17 protein-coding genes are annotated in these 18,288 nt (G+C 68.2%); 2 read left to right on the top strand and 15 right to left on the bottom strand.

Going from position 1 to position 18,288, the window contains the following annotated elements:
• Position 1 precedes the first annotated feature (1 nt).
• The 3 genes from QMZ26_RS02985 to hisS form a co-directional block, all read right to left on the bottom strand.
• Positions 2-310 (bottom strand): YerC/YecD family TrpR-related protein, encoded by a 309-nt coding sequence (locus QMZ26_RS02985; protein WP_079221701.1) that lies wholly within the window; start codon positions 308-310, stop codon positions 2-4.
• 260 nt (positions 311-570) lie between these two features.
• Entirely contained in the window at positions 571-837 is a 267-nt protein-coding gene (locus QMZ26_RS02990; RefSeq protein ID WP_283220532.1) for a hypothetical protein, read from the bottom strand.
• Positions 838-863: 26 nt separating this feature from the next.
• Positions 864-2,261: a histidine--tRNA ligase gene (gene hisS / locus QMZ26_RS02995; RefSeq protein WP_283220533.1), complete on the bottom strand. Its 1,398-nt coding sequence runs from the start codon at positions 2,259-2,261 to the stop codon at positions 864-866.
• 139 nt (positions 2,262-2,400) lie between these two features.
• On the opposite strand from hisS, the gene QMZ26_RS03000 reads away from it, so the two are divergent.
• A complete protein-coding gene (locus QMZ26_RS03000; protein WP_283220534.1) occupies positions 2,401-3,153 on the top strand; it encodes a helix-turn-helix domain-containing protein in 753 nt (250 codons plus the stop codon).
• Between the two features lie 64 nt (positions 3,154-3,217).
• On the opposite strand, the gene thrC is transcribed toward QMZ26_RS03000, so the two are convergent.
• From thrC to QMZ26_RS03030, 6 genes are all read right to left on the bottom strand, one after another.
• Positions 3,218-4,510 (bottom strand): threonine synthase, encoded by a 1,293-nt coding sequence (gene thrC, locus QMZ26_RS03005; protein ID WP_283220535.1) that lies wholly within the window; start codon positions 4,508-4,510, stop codon positions 3,218-3,220.
• A 29-nt stretch (positions 4,511-4,539) separates the two neighbouring features.
• Complete coding sequence (locus QMZ26_RS03010; RefSeq protein WP_200731771.1) at positions 4,540-5,454, bottom strand: homoserine kinase; 915 nt, start codon at positions 5,452-5,454, stop codon at positions 4,540-4,542.
• Positions 5,451-7,955, bottom strand: a complete 2,505-nt coding sequence (thrA, locus tag QMZ26_RS03015; RefSeq protein ID WP_283220536.1) for a bifunctional aspartate kinase/homoserine dehydrogenase I — start codon at positions 7,953-7,955, stop codon at positions 5,451-5,453. The genes QMZ26_RS03010 and thrA overlap by 4 nt, the downstream gene beginning before the upstream one ends.
• Positions 7,956-8,039: 84 nt before the next feature.
• On the bottom strand, positions 8,040-8,174 hold the full coding sequence (locus tag QMZ26_RS03020; RefSeq protein ID WP_265349649.1) for a hypothetical protein: 135 nt from the start codon (positions 8,172-8,174) through the stop codon (positions 8,040-8,042).
• Between the two features lie 138 nt (positions 8,175-8,312).
• Entirely contained in the window at positions 8,313-9,263 is a 951-nt protein-coding gene (locus QMZ26_RS03025) for a DMT family transporter (protein WP_283220537.1), read from the bottom strand.
• 147 nt (positions 9,264-9,410) lie between these two features.
• On the bottom strand, positions 9,411-10,112 hold the full coding sequence (locus QMZ26_RS03030) for an AraC family transcriptional regulator (RefSeq protein WP_283220538.1): 702 nt from the start codon (positions 10,110-10,112) through the stop codon (positions 9,411-9,413).
• Between the two features lie 81 nt (positions 10,113-10,193).
• On the opposite strand from QMZ26_RS03030, the gene QMZ26_RS03035 reads away from it, so the two are divergent.
• On the top strand, positions 10,194-10,973 hold the full coding sequence (locus tag QMZ26_RS03035; RefSeq protein WP_200731775.1) for a DUF6491 family protein: 780 nt from the start codon (positions 10,194-10,196) through the stop codon (positions 10,971-10,973).
• Here QMZ26_RS03035 and QMZ26_RS03040 read toward each other — a convergent pair.
• The 6 genes from QMZ26_RS03040 to QMZ26_RS03065 all read right to left on the bottom strand — a co-directional run bounded on the left by QMZ26_RS03040 (position 10,970) and on the right by QMZ26_RS03065 (position 18,240).
• Positions 10,970-12,022, bottom strand: a complete 1,053-nt coding sequence (locus QMZ26_RS03040) for a linear amide C-N hydrolase (RefSeq protein ID WP_283220539.1) — start codon at positions 12,020-12,022, stop codon at positions 10,970-10,972. The genes QMZ26_RS03035 and QMZ26_RS03040 overlap by 4 nt on opposite strands.
• A 68-nt stretch (positions 12,023-12,090) precedes the next feature.
• Positions 12,091-12,519 carry a BLUF domain-containing protein gene (locus tag QMZ26_RS03045; RefSeq protein WP_200731777.1) on the bottom strand — a complete coding sequence of 143 codons (429 nt, stop codon included), beginning with the start codon at positions 12,517-12,519 and terminating at the stop codon, positions 12,091-12,093.
• Between the two features lie 87 nt (positions 12,520-12,606).
• On the bottom strand, positions 12,607-13,740 hold the full coding sequence (locus tag QMZ26_RS03050) for a hybrid sensor histidine kinase/response regulator (RefSeq protein WP_200731778.1): 1,134 nt from the start codon (positions 13,738-13,740) through the stop codon (positions 12,607-12,609).
• Positions 13,737-14,309, bottom strand: coding sequence for a chemotaxis protein CheB (locus QMZ26_RS03055; protein ID WP_200731779.1), 573 nt, complete (start codon positions 14,307-14,309; stop codon positions 13,737-13,739). Before QMZ26_RS03055 ends, QMZ26_RS03050 begins: the two co-directional genes overlap by 4 nt.
• A complete protein-coding gene (locus tag QMZ26_RS03060) occupies positions 14,309-15,133 on the bottom strand; it encodes a CheR family methyltransferase (protein ID WP_108759365.1) in 825 nt (274 codons plus the stop codon). Before QMZ26_RS03060 ends, QMZ26_RS03055 begins: the two co-directional genes overlap by 1 nt.
• The gene (locus QMZ26_RS03065; protein WP_283220540.1) at positions 15,130-18,240 is read right to left on the bottom strand and encodes a response regulator; all 3,111 of its coding nucleotides are present in this window, start codon (positions 18,238-18,240) and stop codon (positions 15,130-15,132) included. The genes QMZ26_RS03060 and QMZ26_RS03065 overlap by 4 nt, the downstream gene beginning before the upstream one ends.
• Positions 18,241-18,288 lie beyond the last annotated feature (48 nt).

Below are 18,288 nucleotides of genomic sequence, written 5' to 3' on the forward strand. Positions count from 1 at the left end.
GTCAGCGCGAAGCAAGGCGGTCGATGGCAGCCGCATAGCCTCGATGGCCATGCTCAAGCGTGCGTGCGACCCGTCCGGTGGTGGTCACGCTGACGCCGGTGCGTTCGTGGATCTCGCGGTAAGGCACGCCCTGCTGCAGCAGCGGCACCACTTTCCAGCGGTCGGCCATGGCTTCCAGCTCGGCCGGGGTGCAGAGGTCACGCAGGAAGGCCTCGACCTGGGCCGGTTCGCGCAGGGCAGCGAAGGCCTGGGCCAAGGCTTCCAGGTCGGCCTGCGGATCTTTGGCGGTGATGTCGGGGCGGGCTTTCACGGGCGGATTTCTTGCATCAATGTAATAGCGTGTTAGTACATTAGCGCATTCTTGCGCAGTGCGTCAAATCGAGGGATCCCTCTACCCACGGTAGTGCCGGCCGCTGGCCGGCAGCCTCAAAGGCAAAAGCTGGGCTACTGAGGCTTAGCGGGCCGGATCCGGCTTTTGTAGAGTCGAGCCATGCTCGACTGCCTTCCCGGAAACGAAAACGCCCACCGGGAGGTGGGCGTTCTACGTTGAAATCACGCCGCTGGCGGCGCTCAGGGCTGGCAGCGGACCTCCGCCTGCAGCGCGCCGCGCCGCAGGCACTCCCCGAACAGGCTGCCCTGCCGGCTCGGCAGGGGCTGGATGTTCTCCAACGCCCCTGCGCCTGCAGGACACGCCCCCGAGGCCAAGGCCCGCAAGTCCGCCTCAAGCTGCGCGCGGTCGATCACATGGCAACGATCGGCCTGCAACCGGTACTGCGCCTTCCCGATCCGGGCGCTGTGCAGCGCGGGATCACTCTGGCAACCCGCCAGCAGGAGCACGCTCAGCGCCCCTGCGGCGGCCCGTATCACGCCATGACCTTCGACTGCTCCAGCTCGACCTGCAGGGTGCTGGCCAGTTCATCGCGGGAAACTTCGAACTGCTGCTCGCGCACCAGGTCCTTCACCGCGACCACGCCACGGGCGAGTTCGTCTTCGCCAGCCAGGACCACGAAGCGGATGCCGGCCTTGGCCGCGTACTGGAACTGCTTGCCGATCTTCTTCGGCTCCATCTGCACTTCGGTGTTGATGCCACCACTGCGCAGGCGGCGGGCAATGTCCAGCGACTGCGCCATTCCCTGCTCGTCCATCAATGCCACCAGTGCCTGCACGCTGCTGGCTTCGATGCCATCGATCAGGCCGGCTTCGCGCAGCTGCCAGAACAGGCGCGACAGGCCGATGGAGATGCCCACGCCCGGCAGCTTGGACTTGCTGTAGTGGCTGGCCAGATCTTCATAACGGCCGCCCGAACAGATCGAGCCGATCTGCGGGTGGTCGGTCAGCGTGGTCTCGTAGACGGTGCCGGTGTAGTAATCCAGGCCACGGGCGATGGAGAAGTTCAGGCAGTACGCGGTTTCCGGCACGCCCAGCGCCTGCACCAGCTGCAGCACTTCGCGCAGCTCGGCAACGCCATTGCGCAGGGTTTCCGACGAGGCGCCACCGGCTTCCAGCGCAGCCAGCTGCGCCAGCGCATCCTCATGGCCCTTCGAACGCACAGCAACGAACGCCAGGATCTTCTCGACCTGCTCGGCCGGAATGTCAAAGCCCTCGCCCACCAGCGTCTCGCGCACGTAATCGGCGCCGCGCTTGTCCAGCTTGTCCACCTCGCGCAGCACGGCCAGCTGGCGCTCGCCTTCGGCCACGCCCAGGCTTTCGAAGAAACCACGCATCAGCTTGCGGTTGTTCAACTGGATGCTGAAATCACCGATGCGCAGCTCGGAGAACACGGCGTGGATGACGGCCAGCACTTCAGCGTCATAGCGCACGCTCAGGCTGTCCTTGCCGATCACGTCGATGTCGCACTGGTAGAACTCGCGGAAACGGCCGCGCTGGGCACGCTCGCCACGGTACACGCGCTGCATCTGGTAGCGGCGGAACGGGAAGGTCAGCTCGTGCTCGTGCTCGGCCACGTAACGCGCCAACGGCACGGTCAGGTCGAAGCGCAGCGCCATCTCCGGCAGCGAACGGTCGCCCGATTCGGCAGCATTGGCCAGCGCGCCGGTGGACTGCACGAAGTACACCTGGCGCTCGGTTTCGCCACCGGACTTGGTCAGCAGCACGTCGGACAGCTCGAACACCGGCGTTTCCACCGGCAGGAACCCGAAGCGCTCGTAGTTTCGGCGGATGACGTCCAGCATGCGCTGGAACGCAATCTGCTCGCGCGGCAACAGTTCAAGGGTGCCGGGCGGGGTACGGGGCTTGATCACGGGCGGAACTCCTGCAGGAACGGGGACGTGGGAGGGGGCGACATTCTACCGCCCCGCATGGCTCAGCCGCCGATCAGGGGCCATAAGGCCGCATGAAGTATCATAAAGCCCTCTCCCGCCCGTGATACGCCCCCGCACCATGTCCCGGCCTTCCGGCGCCCCGTCCGCCGCCCACGACGCCGCCGCGCCGTCCTGCACCACGCTGGACTGCCTGCACTGCTCGGTCCGCCACCTGGCGGTCTGCTCGGCGCTGTCGCCCGATGAAGTGCAGGCGCTGGAACAGGTGACGGTGTCGCAGCAGGTGGCCATCGGTGCCACCCTGGCCCGCACCGGCGAAGAGCGCCAGCATGTCTATACATTGACGGCCGGCGCGCTGCGGCTGGTGCGCACGCTGGCCGATGGCCGCCGCCAGATCAACGGTTTCGTGCTGCCCGGCGACTACCTGGGCCTGAGCGGCAGCGACCACCACCGCCACGATATCGAGGCCATCGCCGACAGCCGCGTCTGCCGCGTGGCCCTGCCGCAGATGAAGGCGCTGCGCGGCCGCTACCCGCACCTGGAGCGCAAGCTGCTGCAGCGCGCCTGCCAGGAACTGGATGCCGCGCAGGACGCCGCGCTGGCACTGGCCCGCCTGCAGCCGGCGGAAAAGCTGGCCGACTTCCTGCTGCGCCTGGCTGCACGCGAGGCCAAGCTGGGTGGCGATGGCCTGCGCGTGTCGCTGCCGATGGGCCGCGGCGATATCGCCGACCACCTGGGCCTGACCATGGAAACGGTCAGCCGCACGTTCACCAAGCTGCGCCAGCAGGGCCTGATCGCCCTGCCCCATCTGAGCGTGGTGGAGATCCTCGACGAGGACGGGCTGCGCGAGCTGGCGGGCGAAGGCCTGGCCTGACCGTTTCGCAGTTGACGGCGTTGCCGGCCAGCGGCCGGCATTACCCGCCGGGCGTGGCCCGGCGCTACCGACGCAACAACACCTCGCGCAAAGCGTCGTAATCGGCCGCCAACGGTTCGGCATGCGCCGGCCGCTGCAGCAGTGCCGCCAGCGCCGGCGGCACCGCCACGGCTTCGCCGATCAGCGGCTCCACCACTGCCTCGAACTTGGCCGGGTGCGCGGTGGACACGACCGCCCAGTCCCCCTTGGCACCGCGCGCCCGCAGATCCTGCAACACCTTCACCGCAGTGGCGGTGTGTGGGCAGAACAGTTCGCCGCTGCTGGCATGCGCACTGGCAATGGTCGCGCGGATGGTCACATCGTCCACCGCGAATGCCCGGAACGCGGCACGCAGTTCGGCATCGTCATCGGCATACAGCCAGCGCAGGCGCTCGAAGTTGCTCGGCGCCCCCACATCCATCGCGTTGGCGACGGTCGCGACGCTGGCCTGCGGCTGGTACGCGCCGCCATTGAAGTACGCCGGCAGCACCGCATTGGCATTGGTGGCCAGCACGATCTGCCCGATCGGCACGCCCAGCGCACGCGCCAGCACGGCCGCCATCGCATTGCCCAGGTTGCCGGTCGGCACCACCAGGTTGAGGCGACGCCGCGTGCGCGCGTGATGGGTCAGCGCAGCATGCGCGTAGTAACTCATCTGCGGCAGCAGCCGGCCCAGGCTGATGCTGTTGGCCGAACTCAGCGGCACCTGTGCCTGCAGGTCCGTATCGGCCAGCGCCTGCTTGACCATCGCCTGGCAGTCGTCGAACGAACCGGCCACGCGCAGCGCCTGGATGTTGTCGCCGAAACAGCCCAGCTGGTGCGCCTGCCGCGGTGAAACACGGCCATCGGGATACAGCACCACCACGCGCACGCCCGGCTGTCGATGGAACGCCGCCGCCACGGCAGCACCGGTATCGCCCGACGTCGCCACGACGATGGTCAGGTCACGGGCCTTGCCCGCCTGCAGGCGCGACAGCGTGCCGGCCAGGAAGCGCGCCCCGATGTCCTTGAAGGCGGCGGTCGGGCCATGGAACAGCTCCAGAACATGGTCGCCGTCGCGCCCCAGCGGACGCAGCGGCACCGGAAAATCGAAGGCGTCGCGGCAGATCTCCGGCAATGCCGCCTGCAGCGGGTCGCCTTCGAAGAACGGCGCCAGCAGCGCGGTCGCAGTGTCGGCCAAGGTCGCACCGGCATGCAGGTCGCGCGGCGCGGGCAGCACGTCAGGCACGTACAAGCCGCCATCCGGCGCCAGGCCGGCGGCAATGGCGGCGCTCAGCCCAACAGCGGGCGCGTGACCACGGGTCGAAACGAATTGCATGAGCTCGGTATCCAGCAAGGGGGAAGGATTCAGCACAGTCGCGCTCCAGCAGCGTCCAGCGGGGAAACCCAGGCATCGCTGTCGAAGCCGGCGGCGGCGAAGGCCGCACGAACGGGCGCCACTGCGGCATGGGCCTGGTCAGCCTCTTCAAACCACGCAAACACACTCGGGCCGGCACCGGAGATGCCCGCGCCCATCGCATTGGCTGCCAGCGCAGCATCGCGCGCGGCCTCGAAGCCAGCGATCAGCGCGGCCCTGCGCGGCTCCACCAGCACATCGCGCAGGCCGGCACGCACCAGGGCTGCATCGCCGCGATGGCAGCCACTGAGCACCAGCGCCAGGTTGGCGCTCTGCGCCACGAACTCGCCCAGCGCATAACTGCCCTGCAGCGCCGCCCGCGCACGCCGCGTCTCGAGCACGGCATGCGGATGCACCAGCAGGCTGTGCCAGCGGGCCGGCACCGGAATCGGCACCAGACGATCGGCCGTACACAGCGCCAGCCCGCCCAGCAGCAGCGGCCCGACGTTGTCGCCGTGGCGGCCGCCGCTGGCCACCGCCTCGCCATCCAGTGCGTGCGGATACAGCGCCTCGCGTGGCAGCGGCGCGTCCAGCAACGCGTTGGCGGCCACCAGTGCGGCCACGCACGAGGCCGCCGAACCGCCCATGCCGGAGCCGAACGGGATGCCCTTGTCGATCTCGATGGCAAAGCCATGGGAAAGACCGAGCCCTTCGCGCAGGGAGATCAGCGCCGCGCCGGCCGTATTGCCCGGCGCGTCCAGCGGCAGGTCCACAACGCTGCCGCGGATGGCGTCGATGCGCACGGCCGGTTCATCAATGCGGCGCACCGTCACGGTATCGCCGATACCGGCGATCGCATGGCCGAGGATGTCGAAGCCCACCGCCACGTTGGCCACCGACGCGGGGGCGAATGCGCGAGCAATCACAGCCGCGCCCCCTCGCCGGCCGCCACGCGCAGCAGGTCGGCGAACACACCGGCGGCAGTGACTTCCGGCCCGGCGCCCGGTCCCTGCACCACCAGCGGGTTGTCGCAGTAACGGCGCGTGCGGAACTGCACGACGTTGTCGGTCAGGCGCAGGTTGGCGAAGGTGTGGTTCGCCGGCAGCTCCTGCAACCCCACCGACGCACCGTCTGCGCCGAGCCGGGCGACATAGCGCAGCACCGCACCACGCGCCCGCGCCTCGTCCAGCCGCTGCAGCAGGCTGGCATCGGATTCGCCCAGGCGGGCCATGAAGTCATCCACGCTGCCATCGCGCAGCAGCGCCGGCACCAGGCTTTCCACCTGCACCTGCTCCAGGCTGAGCGCATGGCCGGCCTCGCGGGCAAGGATCACCAGCTTGCGGGCCACGTCCACGCCGGACAGATCGTCGCGCGGGTCCGGCTCGGTGTAGCCCATCGATCGCGCCTGCGCCACCAGCGCGGAGAACGGCTGGCTGCCATCGAAGCGGTTGAACAGCCAGGCCAGCGTGCCGGAGAAGATGCCTTCCACGGCGAGCACTTCATCGCCGGTGTCGACCAGGTCGCGCAGCGTGGTGATCACCGGCAGCCCGGCACCGACGGTGGCCTCGTAGCGGAAGCGCGCGCCACTGGCGGCGGCAGCGGCATGGATGCGCTGGTAGCGCGACAGCGGGCCCGAACCCGCCTGTTTGTTGGGAGTGACCACATGAATGCCAGCCGCCAGCCAGCCCTCGTAGCGCTCGGCCACTTGGGCGCTGCCACTGCAGTCGATCACCACCGCATGCGGCAGGTGTGCGGCCAGCAGGTGTTCGGTGAACGCGTCCAGGTCGCTGGCCTGGCCATCGCCGTGCAGCGCCTGCCGCCAGTCGGCGTGCAGGACATCGGCTTCCAGGCGCATGCGCGAGCGCGAGGCCAGCGCACGCAGGCGCAGATCGACGTTGGCCTTGGCCAGCAGCTGCGGGCGCGCGGCCAGCAACTGGTCCAGCAGCGCGGCGCCGACATTGCCCGGCCCGATCACCCCCACCGCGAACGTCTGCGGCGACAGCCAGAAGCCGGCATGCGCGGCACGCAGGGCACGCGTTGCATCGACACTGGCCACGGCCACCGAGATGTTGCGCTCGGACGAGCCCTGGGCGATCGCCAGGATGTTCACCTGGGCACGGCCGAGGGCCTCGAACAGGCGCGCGGCCACGCCGGGCTGACCGGCCATGCCATCACCGACGGCAGCCAGCACGCTGACGCCCTCGCCGACCTGCACGCGCTGCACCTGGCCCACCGCCAGTTCGTGGGCAAAGGCCTGCAGCAGCGCCTCACGGCCACGTGCAGCTTCACCGGCCCGCACCACGCAGCAGATCGAATGTTCGGACGAACCCTGCGAGATCATCACCACCGACACCTGCGCCTGGCGCAGTGCCGAGAACACCCGCTCGGCCGTGCCGGGCACGCCCATCAGGCCGGTGCCTTCCAGATTCAGCAGGGCCAGGTCCGGGCTCAGGGTCAGGCCCTTCACCGGCCCGCGCGGCGAGCGCTGGGCGCTGATGCGCGTGCCCGGGTGCGCCGGGTGGAAGGTGTTGCGGATGAAGATCGGCAGGCCGAGGCGGATGGCGGGCGACATTGTCTGCGGGTGCACGACCTTGGCCCCGAAGTAGGCCAGCTCGCAGGCCTCGTCGTAGCTCAGCGCCTCCAGCTGGACCGCCTCGGGTACCAGCCGCGGGTCGGCCGAGAGGACGCCGTCGACGTCGGTCCAGATATGCAGCTCATCGGCGTTGAACAGCGCGGCGAAGATCGCGCCGGAGTAGTCGCTGCCGTTGCGGCCCAGCGTGGTGATGCGATCCTCGCGGTCACGGGCGACGAAGCCGGTGGCGACCACGCGCGACTGCGGGTGCTGCAGGCGCCATTTCGCCAGGCGGTCGGCACTGGCCTCCCAGTCCACGTCCACGCCCAGCTCGCCGTGCCCGACCACCAGCACATCGCGCGCGTCCAGCACTGCACAGTCCTCGCCGAGCGCCTGCAGGTGCGTGCCCAGCAACTGCGCGGAAAACACTTCGCCCAGCCCCTGCACGCGGTCCAGCACCTCGCACGGCAGTTCGCCGATCACCGCCAGCGCACCCAGCACTTCGGCCAGCTGGTCGAACCGCACGTCGATCCATTCAACGGTCTCGCCCACCTGCTCACCGAGCAGGGCCACGGCGGCACCACGGTGGCGCGCGCGCAGCGCATGCCAGGCTTCGCGCCAGCCGGCGTCACCACGCGCCGCCAGCTGGGCCAGCTCGATCAGCGCATCGGTGACACCCTTCATCGCCGAAACGACGGTGACCTGCAGCGGCTCGGCCCGCGCCAGCAGCAGGCCGGCCACATGGCGGTAGCGTTCGGCGCTGGCCACCGAGGTGCCACCGAACTTGTGCACGACAGTGGACGGTGCGGCCAGGTCGGCCGGGGCAGCGGGATGGGCGGGGGCGTGGGAAGACATGCAGACCTCGGTAGGAGGCCCCGTCGCACGCAGGTGTTGGGTCTCCCCGTCACCTGGATGGTGCGGGGCCGTTGTTTTCGGGAGTTACACGAAGACGACGGGCCGCACCAGGGCAGTGGTGGCGGTGGTGGTAATAATGGTGGTGATGGTGACCTGCGCAGTCGAACCGCCCGCGGTGGCGGGGGCAATCAGGCTGGCGAGGGCGGCATCGAAGACCATGGCGCACAGAAAACACCGTGCGCCGGGGGGCTGTCAAGTGCTGCGATGCAAAAATCGTTTGTTTCGATCATCGCCCAACGTGCAGCCATTTGGTTGCAATTGAGACAAAGCACGCATCAGAGCGCTTGACGCTGGCAATCAGCCGGCATGTTCGGCGATTGCACGTGGTGCGCGGTGGGCGTGCGCGCACAGCAGGACGCCGGCAACCAGGAACACGATCGCCAGCGCCTCCAGCAGGCTCGGCCACCGCCACTGCCACGCAAAGGCATAGAGCAGCGCGAACAGCGTTTCGAACACGATCATCTGCCCGGTCAGGGTCAGCGGCAGCAGGCGGCTGGCGCGGTTCCAGAACGCGTTGCCGATGATCGAAGCGATGACCGCAACGCCGGCACTGATCACCCAGAACAGGGTCCACTGCGCAGGCGTGTGGCCCGCGGTCTGGCCGATGAACGCCATCGGCACCAGCAGCAGCGACAGGCCACCGGTGGTGACGCCGGTCAGCAGCGACCAGTCATGGCTGGACAGATCGGCGCGGCGGGCCAGCCAGCGGCTGTTGCCGACCGAGTACAACGCCCAGGAGAACAGCGCACCGAAGGCGCACAGCAGGCCGATCAGGCGCTGCCGCCAGGGCGTGGCCAGATGCTCGGACATCAACGACTCCCAGCCCACCAGGGCCACGCCCAGCACGCACAAGCCCAACGCGGGCAGCAATTGTTTGAGCGGCACGGCGCCCTTTTCGCGCACGCCCACCAGGGTCACCACCACCGGTATCAGGCCGACGATGAGCGAGGCGGCCGCGCCACCGGCCCACTGCACGGCCGTGGCCAGCAGCAGGAAGTAGACCAGGTTGCCGGCCAGGCTGAGCCAGAGCAGGCCGATCCATTCGGCGCGCCCCAGTTGCGGCGCCAGCCGCCTCCAGCGCGGCAGCAGCAGGATCACCGCGATCAGTCCGTAGACCAGGTAGCGGCCGGCGGACAGTTGCAGCGCGTTGAAGGAGTGGAGCACAGCGGGGGCGAGGAAGACCACGCCCCACAGCGCGCCAGCGGCAACGCCATTGGCGATGCCCAGGGCCATCGGGTTGTTGCGCATGTCAGTTGCTTCGGGGGGAGGGAACTGGCCGCGCAGTGTAGGCGGCGACCGGCACGGCGTCTTGACCGAGGCTACTGCCCAATCTGTTCGTAGAGTCGAGCTTGCTCGACTGGCTCATCCGCGAAGCGCAGTCGAGCAAGCTCGACTCTACAAAAGTGCGTCACCGCGCCGCCAGGCGCTTGGGGTCAGGCCGGTCTCGCGGCGCAGCGCACGGGTCAGTGCACTCTGCTCGGAATAGCCCGCTGCCAGCGCGATATCGCTGATCGTCGCCGCGCTGGTCAGCAACGCATGCTTGGCCCAGCGCAGCCGGCCCGCGCTGAGCCAGGCCTGCGGGCTGACCCCGAATTCGCGCTGGAACAGTGCATGCAGCCGGCTTTCGCTGACGCCGACAAAGGCCGCCATGCGCGCCACCGGCCACCCCTGCCCGGGCTCGGCATGCACGGCCGCGCACAGCCCCTGCAGCCGCGCACCACTGCCGGCCGGGGCAAACACGCGCAGCAATTCGGGCAGCAGTCCCGGCATGGCACCACCGCCGTTCACCTGGGCCAGGCGCTGGCGCAGCGACAGCGGCAGGTGCAGCCAGCGCTGGCGCCACAGGTGCTCCTGGGTCAGGTCATCGAGCACGCCCGGGCCACAATCGACGATCACGAAACCGTTCGGCCCGTGCGCCATCTGGTCGTGCGCCTCGCCGGCGGCCACGAACGCGCCCTGCAGCAGATCCAGCCGGCCGCCTCGACCTTCCAGCTCGAACTGCAGCTCGCCCTGCAGCGGCAGGACCCACTGTGCGTAGTCGTGGCGGTCCAGGCCCGTTGACTGGCCGTAGTGCCGCAGGTGGAAGATGGCGCCCATGGCGCTAGTGTGCGCATGTAACACTCGGCGTGCAAAGCGCTGCTATAGTCGGCCTGTCATCCAAAGCAGGGAATGCAGGACATGACCCATTCATACGCACCCGCAGTGCTCGCCGCCACTCTCGGCCTGGCGTTTGCAGCCTCGGCCCAGGCCCAGGAACGCGTGCCACCCGCTCCGCACTGCATGGATGCCGTTGGCGTCCAGGAAGTCGAGCAGGCCTCCCCCCGCTCCATCGCGTTGCGCGCGGCCTCCGGCCAGGCCTATCGCATCGACTTCAGTGAAGATTGCCCGGGGGTCCGCTCTGCCACGACACTGAAGCTGGACGCACCTGCAGGCTGGGCCTGCGGTCGCCCCAGCGAGCGCGTGGTGGTCGACGGCCGCAGCTGCGCCGTCAGCGCGGTCACTCCGGTAGAGGATCGTGACTATGCCAGCGTTGCCCGCGAAAGCGACCGCCTGCTCACCGCCACCCTGCCCGCACTGACCATCAGCGAGCGCAAGGAAGTCCGGCGCGGTTTCGGCGGCTCTCCGTCCTACTGCTTCGCCATCCGCAACGTGCGCTCCTGGTCGTCCGATCAGCAGGGCCTTCTGGTCGAAACCAATCCCCGCCGCAACGGCGGCAACCGGTACTACCGCGTCGACCTTGGCAGCCACTGCCGCCAGCTCGACCGCACGCCGGAAGTGAGCTTCACCTCCGGCATGCAGAATGGACTGATCTGTGGCAACCCCGGTGACCGCATCGTCGCCGCCGAGTTCGTGCAGGGCGACCTGCGCCGGGATGAGTTGGCGCCCCTTCCGCAGTACACCCGCCAGAGCTGCACGATCCAGGCGGTTTACCCGGCCTCCAGCCAGGCGTCCAACTAACCTCCCGTACCGAGGAAGTCAAACGGCTTGCTCGGTACGAACCGGGACAGCGCATCACCGGCGAAGGTGTTGCGCTGGTCCGGGCCGAGGTCGAGCTTGAGGACCTGGCCGCCAAAATCGACCTTGTTCAGATCCACCCAGAACGTATTGGGCGTCAGCGCCGATTCGAAGAAATACAGGCGGCGTTTGTGGTCGGCCACCGTGCGCCAGCGGGTGGACGAGATGTTCGGCTGATCCGGCGTGGTGATGCCGAAGGGAACCGACACGTTGCGGATCACACTGAACACGCTGGCCAGCGCCTCCACCGGGTCTTCGGCCTTGGGAATGGCGTTGATGTAGAACGACGCGCGCGCGAAGCGATCTGCCGAGCGATTGGTGCCCGGCAGCATCACCGTACCGCCGATCTCCTTCCAGTACGCATTGAGCGCCAGCTGCTGGTCGAAGATCGGCGAGTTGGTCATGACCTGGTAGCGGCGGTCATGGTGGATGACCTGGCGGCCACCGATGTATTCGACGATGGCACTGTCGCCGCTCGCATCGGACAGCGACAGATGCAGGGTGGCCTGGCGGTCCTCGCCCGGCACCTTGTCGGTGACGATGGCGAACGGCTCGCGCTCCAGTGCAGCCACCGCCTCGGCCACGCTGCCGAAGTTGTCCAGCACGTACTGCGCCCACAGCGAGATCGCCAGCCCCGGCTTGTTGCCGCGCTGCTGCGGGTACTCCGATTCGACCAGCCACAGCAGGTTGGCGACCAGGCCCTTTTCGTTCATGCCGTCGGTGGTGGACACGTCGTAGCCGGTGGCGACCACGCTGCCGTAGCGCGCGGTCCATTTCGCCGATTTCGGCCCGGCCTGGCCGGTGCGTTCGATGCCACGCGGCAGGACATAGAGGTTGGTGGCCACGTCCACCTTCCAGTCCATCGAGCGGGCGGTGATCACATCGCCGTTGTCGCCCAGATAGACCGCGCGCGTGCAGGCCAATGTTGGCACCGTTGCTGCCGCCAGCACCATGGCCAGCGCCGCCCTGCCCTGCCACTTCATCCGCTTCATGACGTGCTCCCTTCCCCAGGAAGCCCGATGGGAACCCGCTACGGGTGACAGCGAAGTGAAGCTCGACGCTACCCGGCGCTGAGCACCGGCCGCACGATGGCGCTCAACAGATCCACCGCGGTCGGCACGGCAGGATCGCCCTCCACGGTGCGCGAGAACCCGGACCAGTCACTGGTGGCCAGTTGGCGCAGCTTCAACGCATCGACCGGCAACGCACGCATCGACCAGTACGGGAACTGGCGCTGGCCCAGTCGCCCGCGTGCCAGTTCGACGATGTCCACATGGCTGCCGGCCTGCAGGATGCGCTCGTACACCGAGTCGATGCCATCGGGCGGGCCTTCGATGTACTGCAGGAAACGCTGTCCATCGTGCAGCAACACGCCCGTCACCCCGGCCATCCGGTTGAACCGGGTGGCATCGTTCACCAACGTCTGCAGGCGTTCGGCGGAAAGATCCGGCCGGGCCTGGCTGACGTAGGCAATGGCGCGTAGTGGCATGAAGCATCCTTGGCAACGTGAGTCGCCACGGTAGCAGCTACGGACGAGCCCGTCTCAGTTCGTTCCGGCACTCCCTGAAGAATTCAGTTAACGGCCAATGCGGGTGTCGGCGCGGCGTGGCAGCACCGCTTCGAACACCACCTGGCCCTGCTCGTTGCGCGCACTCAGGCGTCCGCCATGAGCAGCAACGAACTGGTCGACGATGTACAGGCCAAGGCCGAGGCCCTTGCTCTGGTGGAAGCTGGCCTTGAACGGCTCGAACAAGCGCGGCAGCAGCGCTTCCTCGATATGCCCGGCATTGCGCACGCGCAGCGTCACCACGCGCGTATCGCTGCCATCGACGGCAACGCGCACCACGTCATTGCCACCATGGGTGATGGCATTGCCCACCAGGTTGGCCACCACCTGCCCAAGGCGATCCATGTCGCCGTGCAGCGTGGCATCACCGCTTGCATCGAAGGCGATGCGATCGCTGCCGTGTGCGCTGCCGGCCTCGGCGATCACGGCACGGGCCAGTTCCTCCATGTCGCAGGCACTGGCTTCCAGGCGCAGGCCACCACTACGGATGCGCGAGAAATCCAGCAGCTGCTCGACCATGCGCGCCATGCGCACGGTGCTGGCCTCCAGGTGCTGCAGGGTCTGCTGCGCGCTGGTGTTGCCCGGCGGCAGCTCCAGCGACAGCTTGTCGGCGCACAACAGGATGGCCGACAGCGGCGTGCGCAGGTCATGGGTCAGCACCGCCGCCATCGTCTCGTTCAACTTCAATGCGCGCTCCAGCGCGTCGTTGCGCGACTTCAGCAGCTGGCGCTGCTGGTAGAGCTCGATGAAGACATTGACCTTGCTCAGGATCACCTGCGGCGCCACCGGCTTGTGCAGGAAATCAACCGCACCGCTTTCGTAGCCCTTGAACGCACGCACCGGGTCATCCGGCGAAGCAGTCAGGAAGATGATCGGCACATCGCGGCTGCGCTGCGAGCCACGCATCAGCTCGGCAAGGGTGAAGCCGTCGATCTCCGGCATGTGCACGTCCAGCAGCGCCAGCGCCACCTCGTGTTCCAGCAGCAGTTCCAGCGCCTGCGCGCCCGAACCAGCCAGCAGCAGGTTGACGCCCTCGCGGCGCAGCAGCGCCTGCATGGCCACCAGGTTCTGCGGCACGTCATCGACGATCAGCAGGTTGACCGGGGTCTGCGACTGCGCAGGGTCCGGTGGCAGCAGGTTCATGCAAACAACTCCTTCAAGCGACGGCACATCAATTCAAGAGGCAGCACGGCGTCAGCGCCGGCGTGCTGCAGGGCGGAGGCCGGCATCATCGATGCCTCAGCCTCCTCGGGGCATTGCAGCCAGGCGCGGCCACCGGCGGATCGCACCGCAGCCACGCCTTCACTGCCATCGCTGCTGGCGCCGGTCAGCAGCACCGCCAGCAGCTGCGGCCCGAAAATGGCCGCGGCGGACTCAAACAGCGGATCGATGGCCGGGCGCGAAAACAGCACCGGTTCATCCATCGACAGCGCGATGGTCTGCGCGTCTTCCACCAGCAGGTGGTAGTCAGGTGCGGCGAAGGTCACCGTCGCGGGCTGCAACGGCTGCTTGTCCTCCGCCTCGCGCACGTCCAGCGCGCAGTACGGCGCCAGCACCTCGGCGATGCGGCTGCTGCGGTCGCGCGGCAGGTGCAGCACCACCAGCACCGGTATCGGCAGGCCGGCCGGCAACGCGCCCAGCAGCGCCTGCAGTGCCGCCACGCCACCGGCAGAGGCACCGACCACCAGCAGGTGCGGGCGCGGGGCGGCCATCACACCACCTTCCGGTACAGCCGGTGCTCGCGCGAGCAGGCTTCGAACGCATCATGGTGGCGACCGAACTGCAGCGACTCCTTGCTGCCCAGGCCGAGGAAGCCGCGATGCACCAGCGCCTCGCGGAACAGGCCCACCGCGCGGTCCTGCAGGTCGCGGTTGAAATAGATCAGCACGTTGCGGCAGGACACCAGGTGCACTTCGGAAAACACCGTGTCGGTGGCCAGGCTGTGGTCGGCAAATACCACGTTGCGGCGCAGCTGGCGGTCGAACACCGCACCGTCGTAGGCAGTCGCGTAATAGTCCGACAGCGAGCCGGTGCCACCGGCGGCCAGGTAGTTGCGGCTGAACTGCGCCAGGCGGTCGATGCTGTAGGCACCGGCTTCGGCCGTGGCCAGCGCCGCCGGATTGATGTCGGTGGCGTAGACGATGCTGCGCTCCAGCAGTCCTTCCTCGTGCAGCAGGATGGCCAGCGACCAGACCTCTTCACCGGTACTGCAGCCGGCCACCCACAGCTTCACCGACGGGTAGGTGCGCAGCACCGGCACCACCTGCTCGCGCAGCTGCTTGAAGTAGGCCGGGTCGCGGAACATCTCCGAAACCTGCACGGTGAAGAACTGCATCGCCTGGGCGAACAGGTCCGGCTCGTGCAGCAGGCGGTGCTGCAGGTCGACCAGGCGCTCGCAGTCGTAGCGCTGCATCGCCTGGCGGATGCGCCGCCGCAGCGAAGACACCGCATAGCTGCGGAAATCGTAGTGGTAGCGCTGGTACAGCGCCTCCAGCAGGACCTTCAGCTCCAGGTCGAACAGCGCCTGTTCGTTCATTGGCGCGAGCACCAGACCCGGCACAGCGACACCAGCTTGTCCACGTCGATGGGCTTGGCGATGTAGTCGTTGGCACCGGCCTGCAGGCAGCGCTCGCGGTCATCGGGCATGGCCTTGGCGGTCAGCGCAATGATCGGCAGGTCCTGCAGGTGGCGCTGTGCCCGGATCTCGCGCATGGCGGTCAGGCCATCCTTCTCCGGCATCATGATGTCCATCAGCACCAGGTCGACCTCGCGCTGGGCCAGGCGGTCGACCGCCTCCTGCCCGTTGCGCGCGATCTCCAGCGTCACGCCCAGCGGTTCGAGCACGCTGGACAGGGCGAAGATGTTGCGCACGTCGTCCTCGGCCAACAGCACGGTGCGGCCATCGAGCACGGTGTCGCGGCGGCGGGCCTCGCGCAGCAGGCGCTGCTGGTCGCTCGGCAGGCTGGCCTCGACGCTGTGCAGGAACAGCGTCACCTCGTCGAGCAGGCGTTCGGGCGAACGCGCGCCCTTGATGATGATGCTCTTGGAATAGCGGCGCAGGCGCTGCTCTTCCTCACGGCTGAGCGCGCGGCCGGTGTAGACGATCACCGGCGGGAAGCCGACCTCATCGTTGCCGGCCATGTGTTCCAGCAGGTCGTAACCGCTGCCATCGGGCAGCGACAGGTCCATCACCATGCAGTCGAACGTGACCGTGCTCAGCTGCTCCACTGCGGCGGCCAGGGTACCTACCGCGACGATCTGCAGCTGGTCGCGGCCCAGCAGCAGTTCCAGGTTGCGGCGCAGGTCGCTGTCATCCTCGACGATCAGCAGGCGGCGCACATCGCGCTGGCTGGTCTGTTCCAGCTGCTCGATGGCTGCGGCCAGCCGCTCGCGGGTGGCCGGCTTCACCGCATAACCAATCGCGCCGAGCTCGCGTGCGACCTGGCTGCGGTCCATGGCCGAAACCACATGCACCGGAATATGGCGGGTTTCCGGGTTGCGCTTGAGGCGTTCGAGCACGCTCAGCCCGGATACGTCCGGCAGGCCGATATCCAGCAGGATGCCGTTCGGCCGCAGTTCGCTGGCCAGCGTCAACGCCTCTTCCGCCGTCGTTGCCACCACGCAGTCGAAATCAAGTTCGTGCGCCAGCGACACCAGCGCCTCGGCGAAGCTGGCATCGTCTTCCACCGCCAGGATCAGGCGCCCGGCGCGCTGGCGACGGCCGCGATCATCGGCGACGCTGCCGCTGGCACTGGTCATCGCCGGCGCGGCGGCCATGGCCAGTGGCGCGGCAGCGGCCACGTTCTGCACCGACGCCATCGGCACCGGCACCCTCTCGCCCGGCTCTGCCGGCACTTCGCTGGCCGGTGCGCCCTGCAGCGGCAGTTCCAGGATGAAGCAGCTGCCGCGGCCCGGCTCGCTGTCCACCTGGATGTCGCCCCCCATGCGCACGGCCAGGTCGCGCGAGATCGACAGGCCCAGCCCGGTGCCACCGTAGCGGCGACGGGTGCTGCCGTCGGCCTGGCGGAACGCTTCGAAGATCACCTGCAGCTGGTCACGGGCGATGCCGATACCCGAATCGCAGACTTCAAAGCGGATGCGTCCATTGCCGGCGGCACGCACGTGCAGGCTGACCTTGCCGTGTTCGGTAAACTTCAGCGCGTTGGCCAGCAGGTTCTTCAGGATCTGCTGCATGCGCTGGTTGTCGGCCACCAGCTGCGTGGGCGCCAGCGCATCGGCTTCGATCTGCAGGGCCAGGCCCTTCTGCCGGGCCATCGGCTCGAACGTCTCGCGCAGGCGCTGCAGCACGCTGTCGACCACCACCACTTCGTCGGCCAGTTCGACATGGCCGGCTTCGATGCGCGACAGGTCGAGGATGTCGTTGATCAGCGCCAGCAGGTCGTTGTTGGACGACAGGATCGCGCGGGCGTATTTGACCTGCTCCTCGGTCAGCGTGCCGTCCTTGTTGTCGGCCAGCAGCTTGGCCAGGATCAGCGAACTGTTCAGCGGCGTGCGCAGTTCGTGCGACATGTTGGCCAGGAACTCGGACTTGTAGCGCGAGGTCGCGGCCAGCTCGTTGCTGTTGCGTACCAGCTGGCCCTGCGCCACCAGCAGCGCCTGCTTCTGCGCCTCCAGTTCGTGGGTGCGCTCTTCCAGCTGCACGTTGCTCTGTTCCAGTTCGGCCTGCTGTTGCTCCAGGTGGCCCTGCGACTGCATCAGGCTGCGGCTCTGCTCTTCCAGCTCCTCATTGGCCACGCGCAGCTCTTCCTGCTGCGCCTGCAGTTCCTCGCCCTGCCGCTGCGATTCTTCCAGCAGCACCACCAGCTGCGCGCGCAGCAACGAGGCGCGCAATGCCATGCCGAGCGTCTCGCCACAACGTTCCAGCAGCTCCGCATCGAGGGTGCGCTGGCCCGCTGCCTGCGAACGGCCCAGCTCGACCACGCCCACCACTGTGCCGTCGCTGCTGATCGGCGCCAGGATGCGCTCGCGCACCGTCACCTGGCCCAGGCTGGATTGCAGCTGCAACGCATGCTGGTCGTCGCCCTGCACGTGGCGGATCTGCTGGTCGCGTGCGGTCTGGCCAAGCAGGCCTTCCTGAAGCGTGACCGAGGACGGCAGCCCGCTGGGCAGGGAGACGCCGCCGGTCAACTGCAGCCGGCCACCCTCGATGCGATACATCACGCCCACGTCGGCCTGCAGCTGGCCGGCCAGGCTGGTCATCGCCGCATCGGCAATCTGCTCCGGGCCCAGGTCGCCGCGCAGGCTCATCGACACGGCGTTTTCCGCTTCCTGCAGCCACAGCGCCCGCATGGCCTCGCGCCGCGCGGTAATGGCGCGCGAGACAATCAGCGCGATCATCAGGAAACCGACGCCGCCAATGGTGCGGTTGACGAAGGAGAACGAGGAGTTGGTGCTGGCCGGGGCGACGTTGTAGCCGATGGCCAACAGGCCGCAGGCGATCACCGCCACCACGAACGGTGCCCGCGCACTGCGCTGGAACACGGTGACGCCAATAGCCATGAAGTACAGCAGCCACACCGCATAGCCCAGCGGAACCACCAGCTCCATTCCGATGGTCGCAGCCAGCAGCACGGCGGCAGCCACCCAGATCCAGCGGTCACGCGTTGTTGCACCAGGACGCATGCGGTTCGGTTCCAGAGCACGAAAGGTCGATGATGTTACTCCCTGTCG

This window comes from Stenotrophomonas sp. PFBMAA-4, assembly GCF_030053215.1.
Taxonomy (GTDB): domain Bacteria; phylum Pseudomonadota; class Gammaproteobacteria; order Xanthomonadales; family Xanthomonadaceae; genus Stenotrophomonas.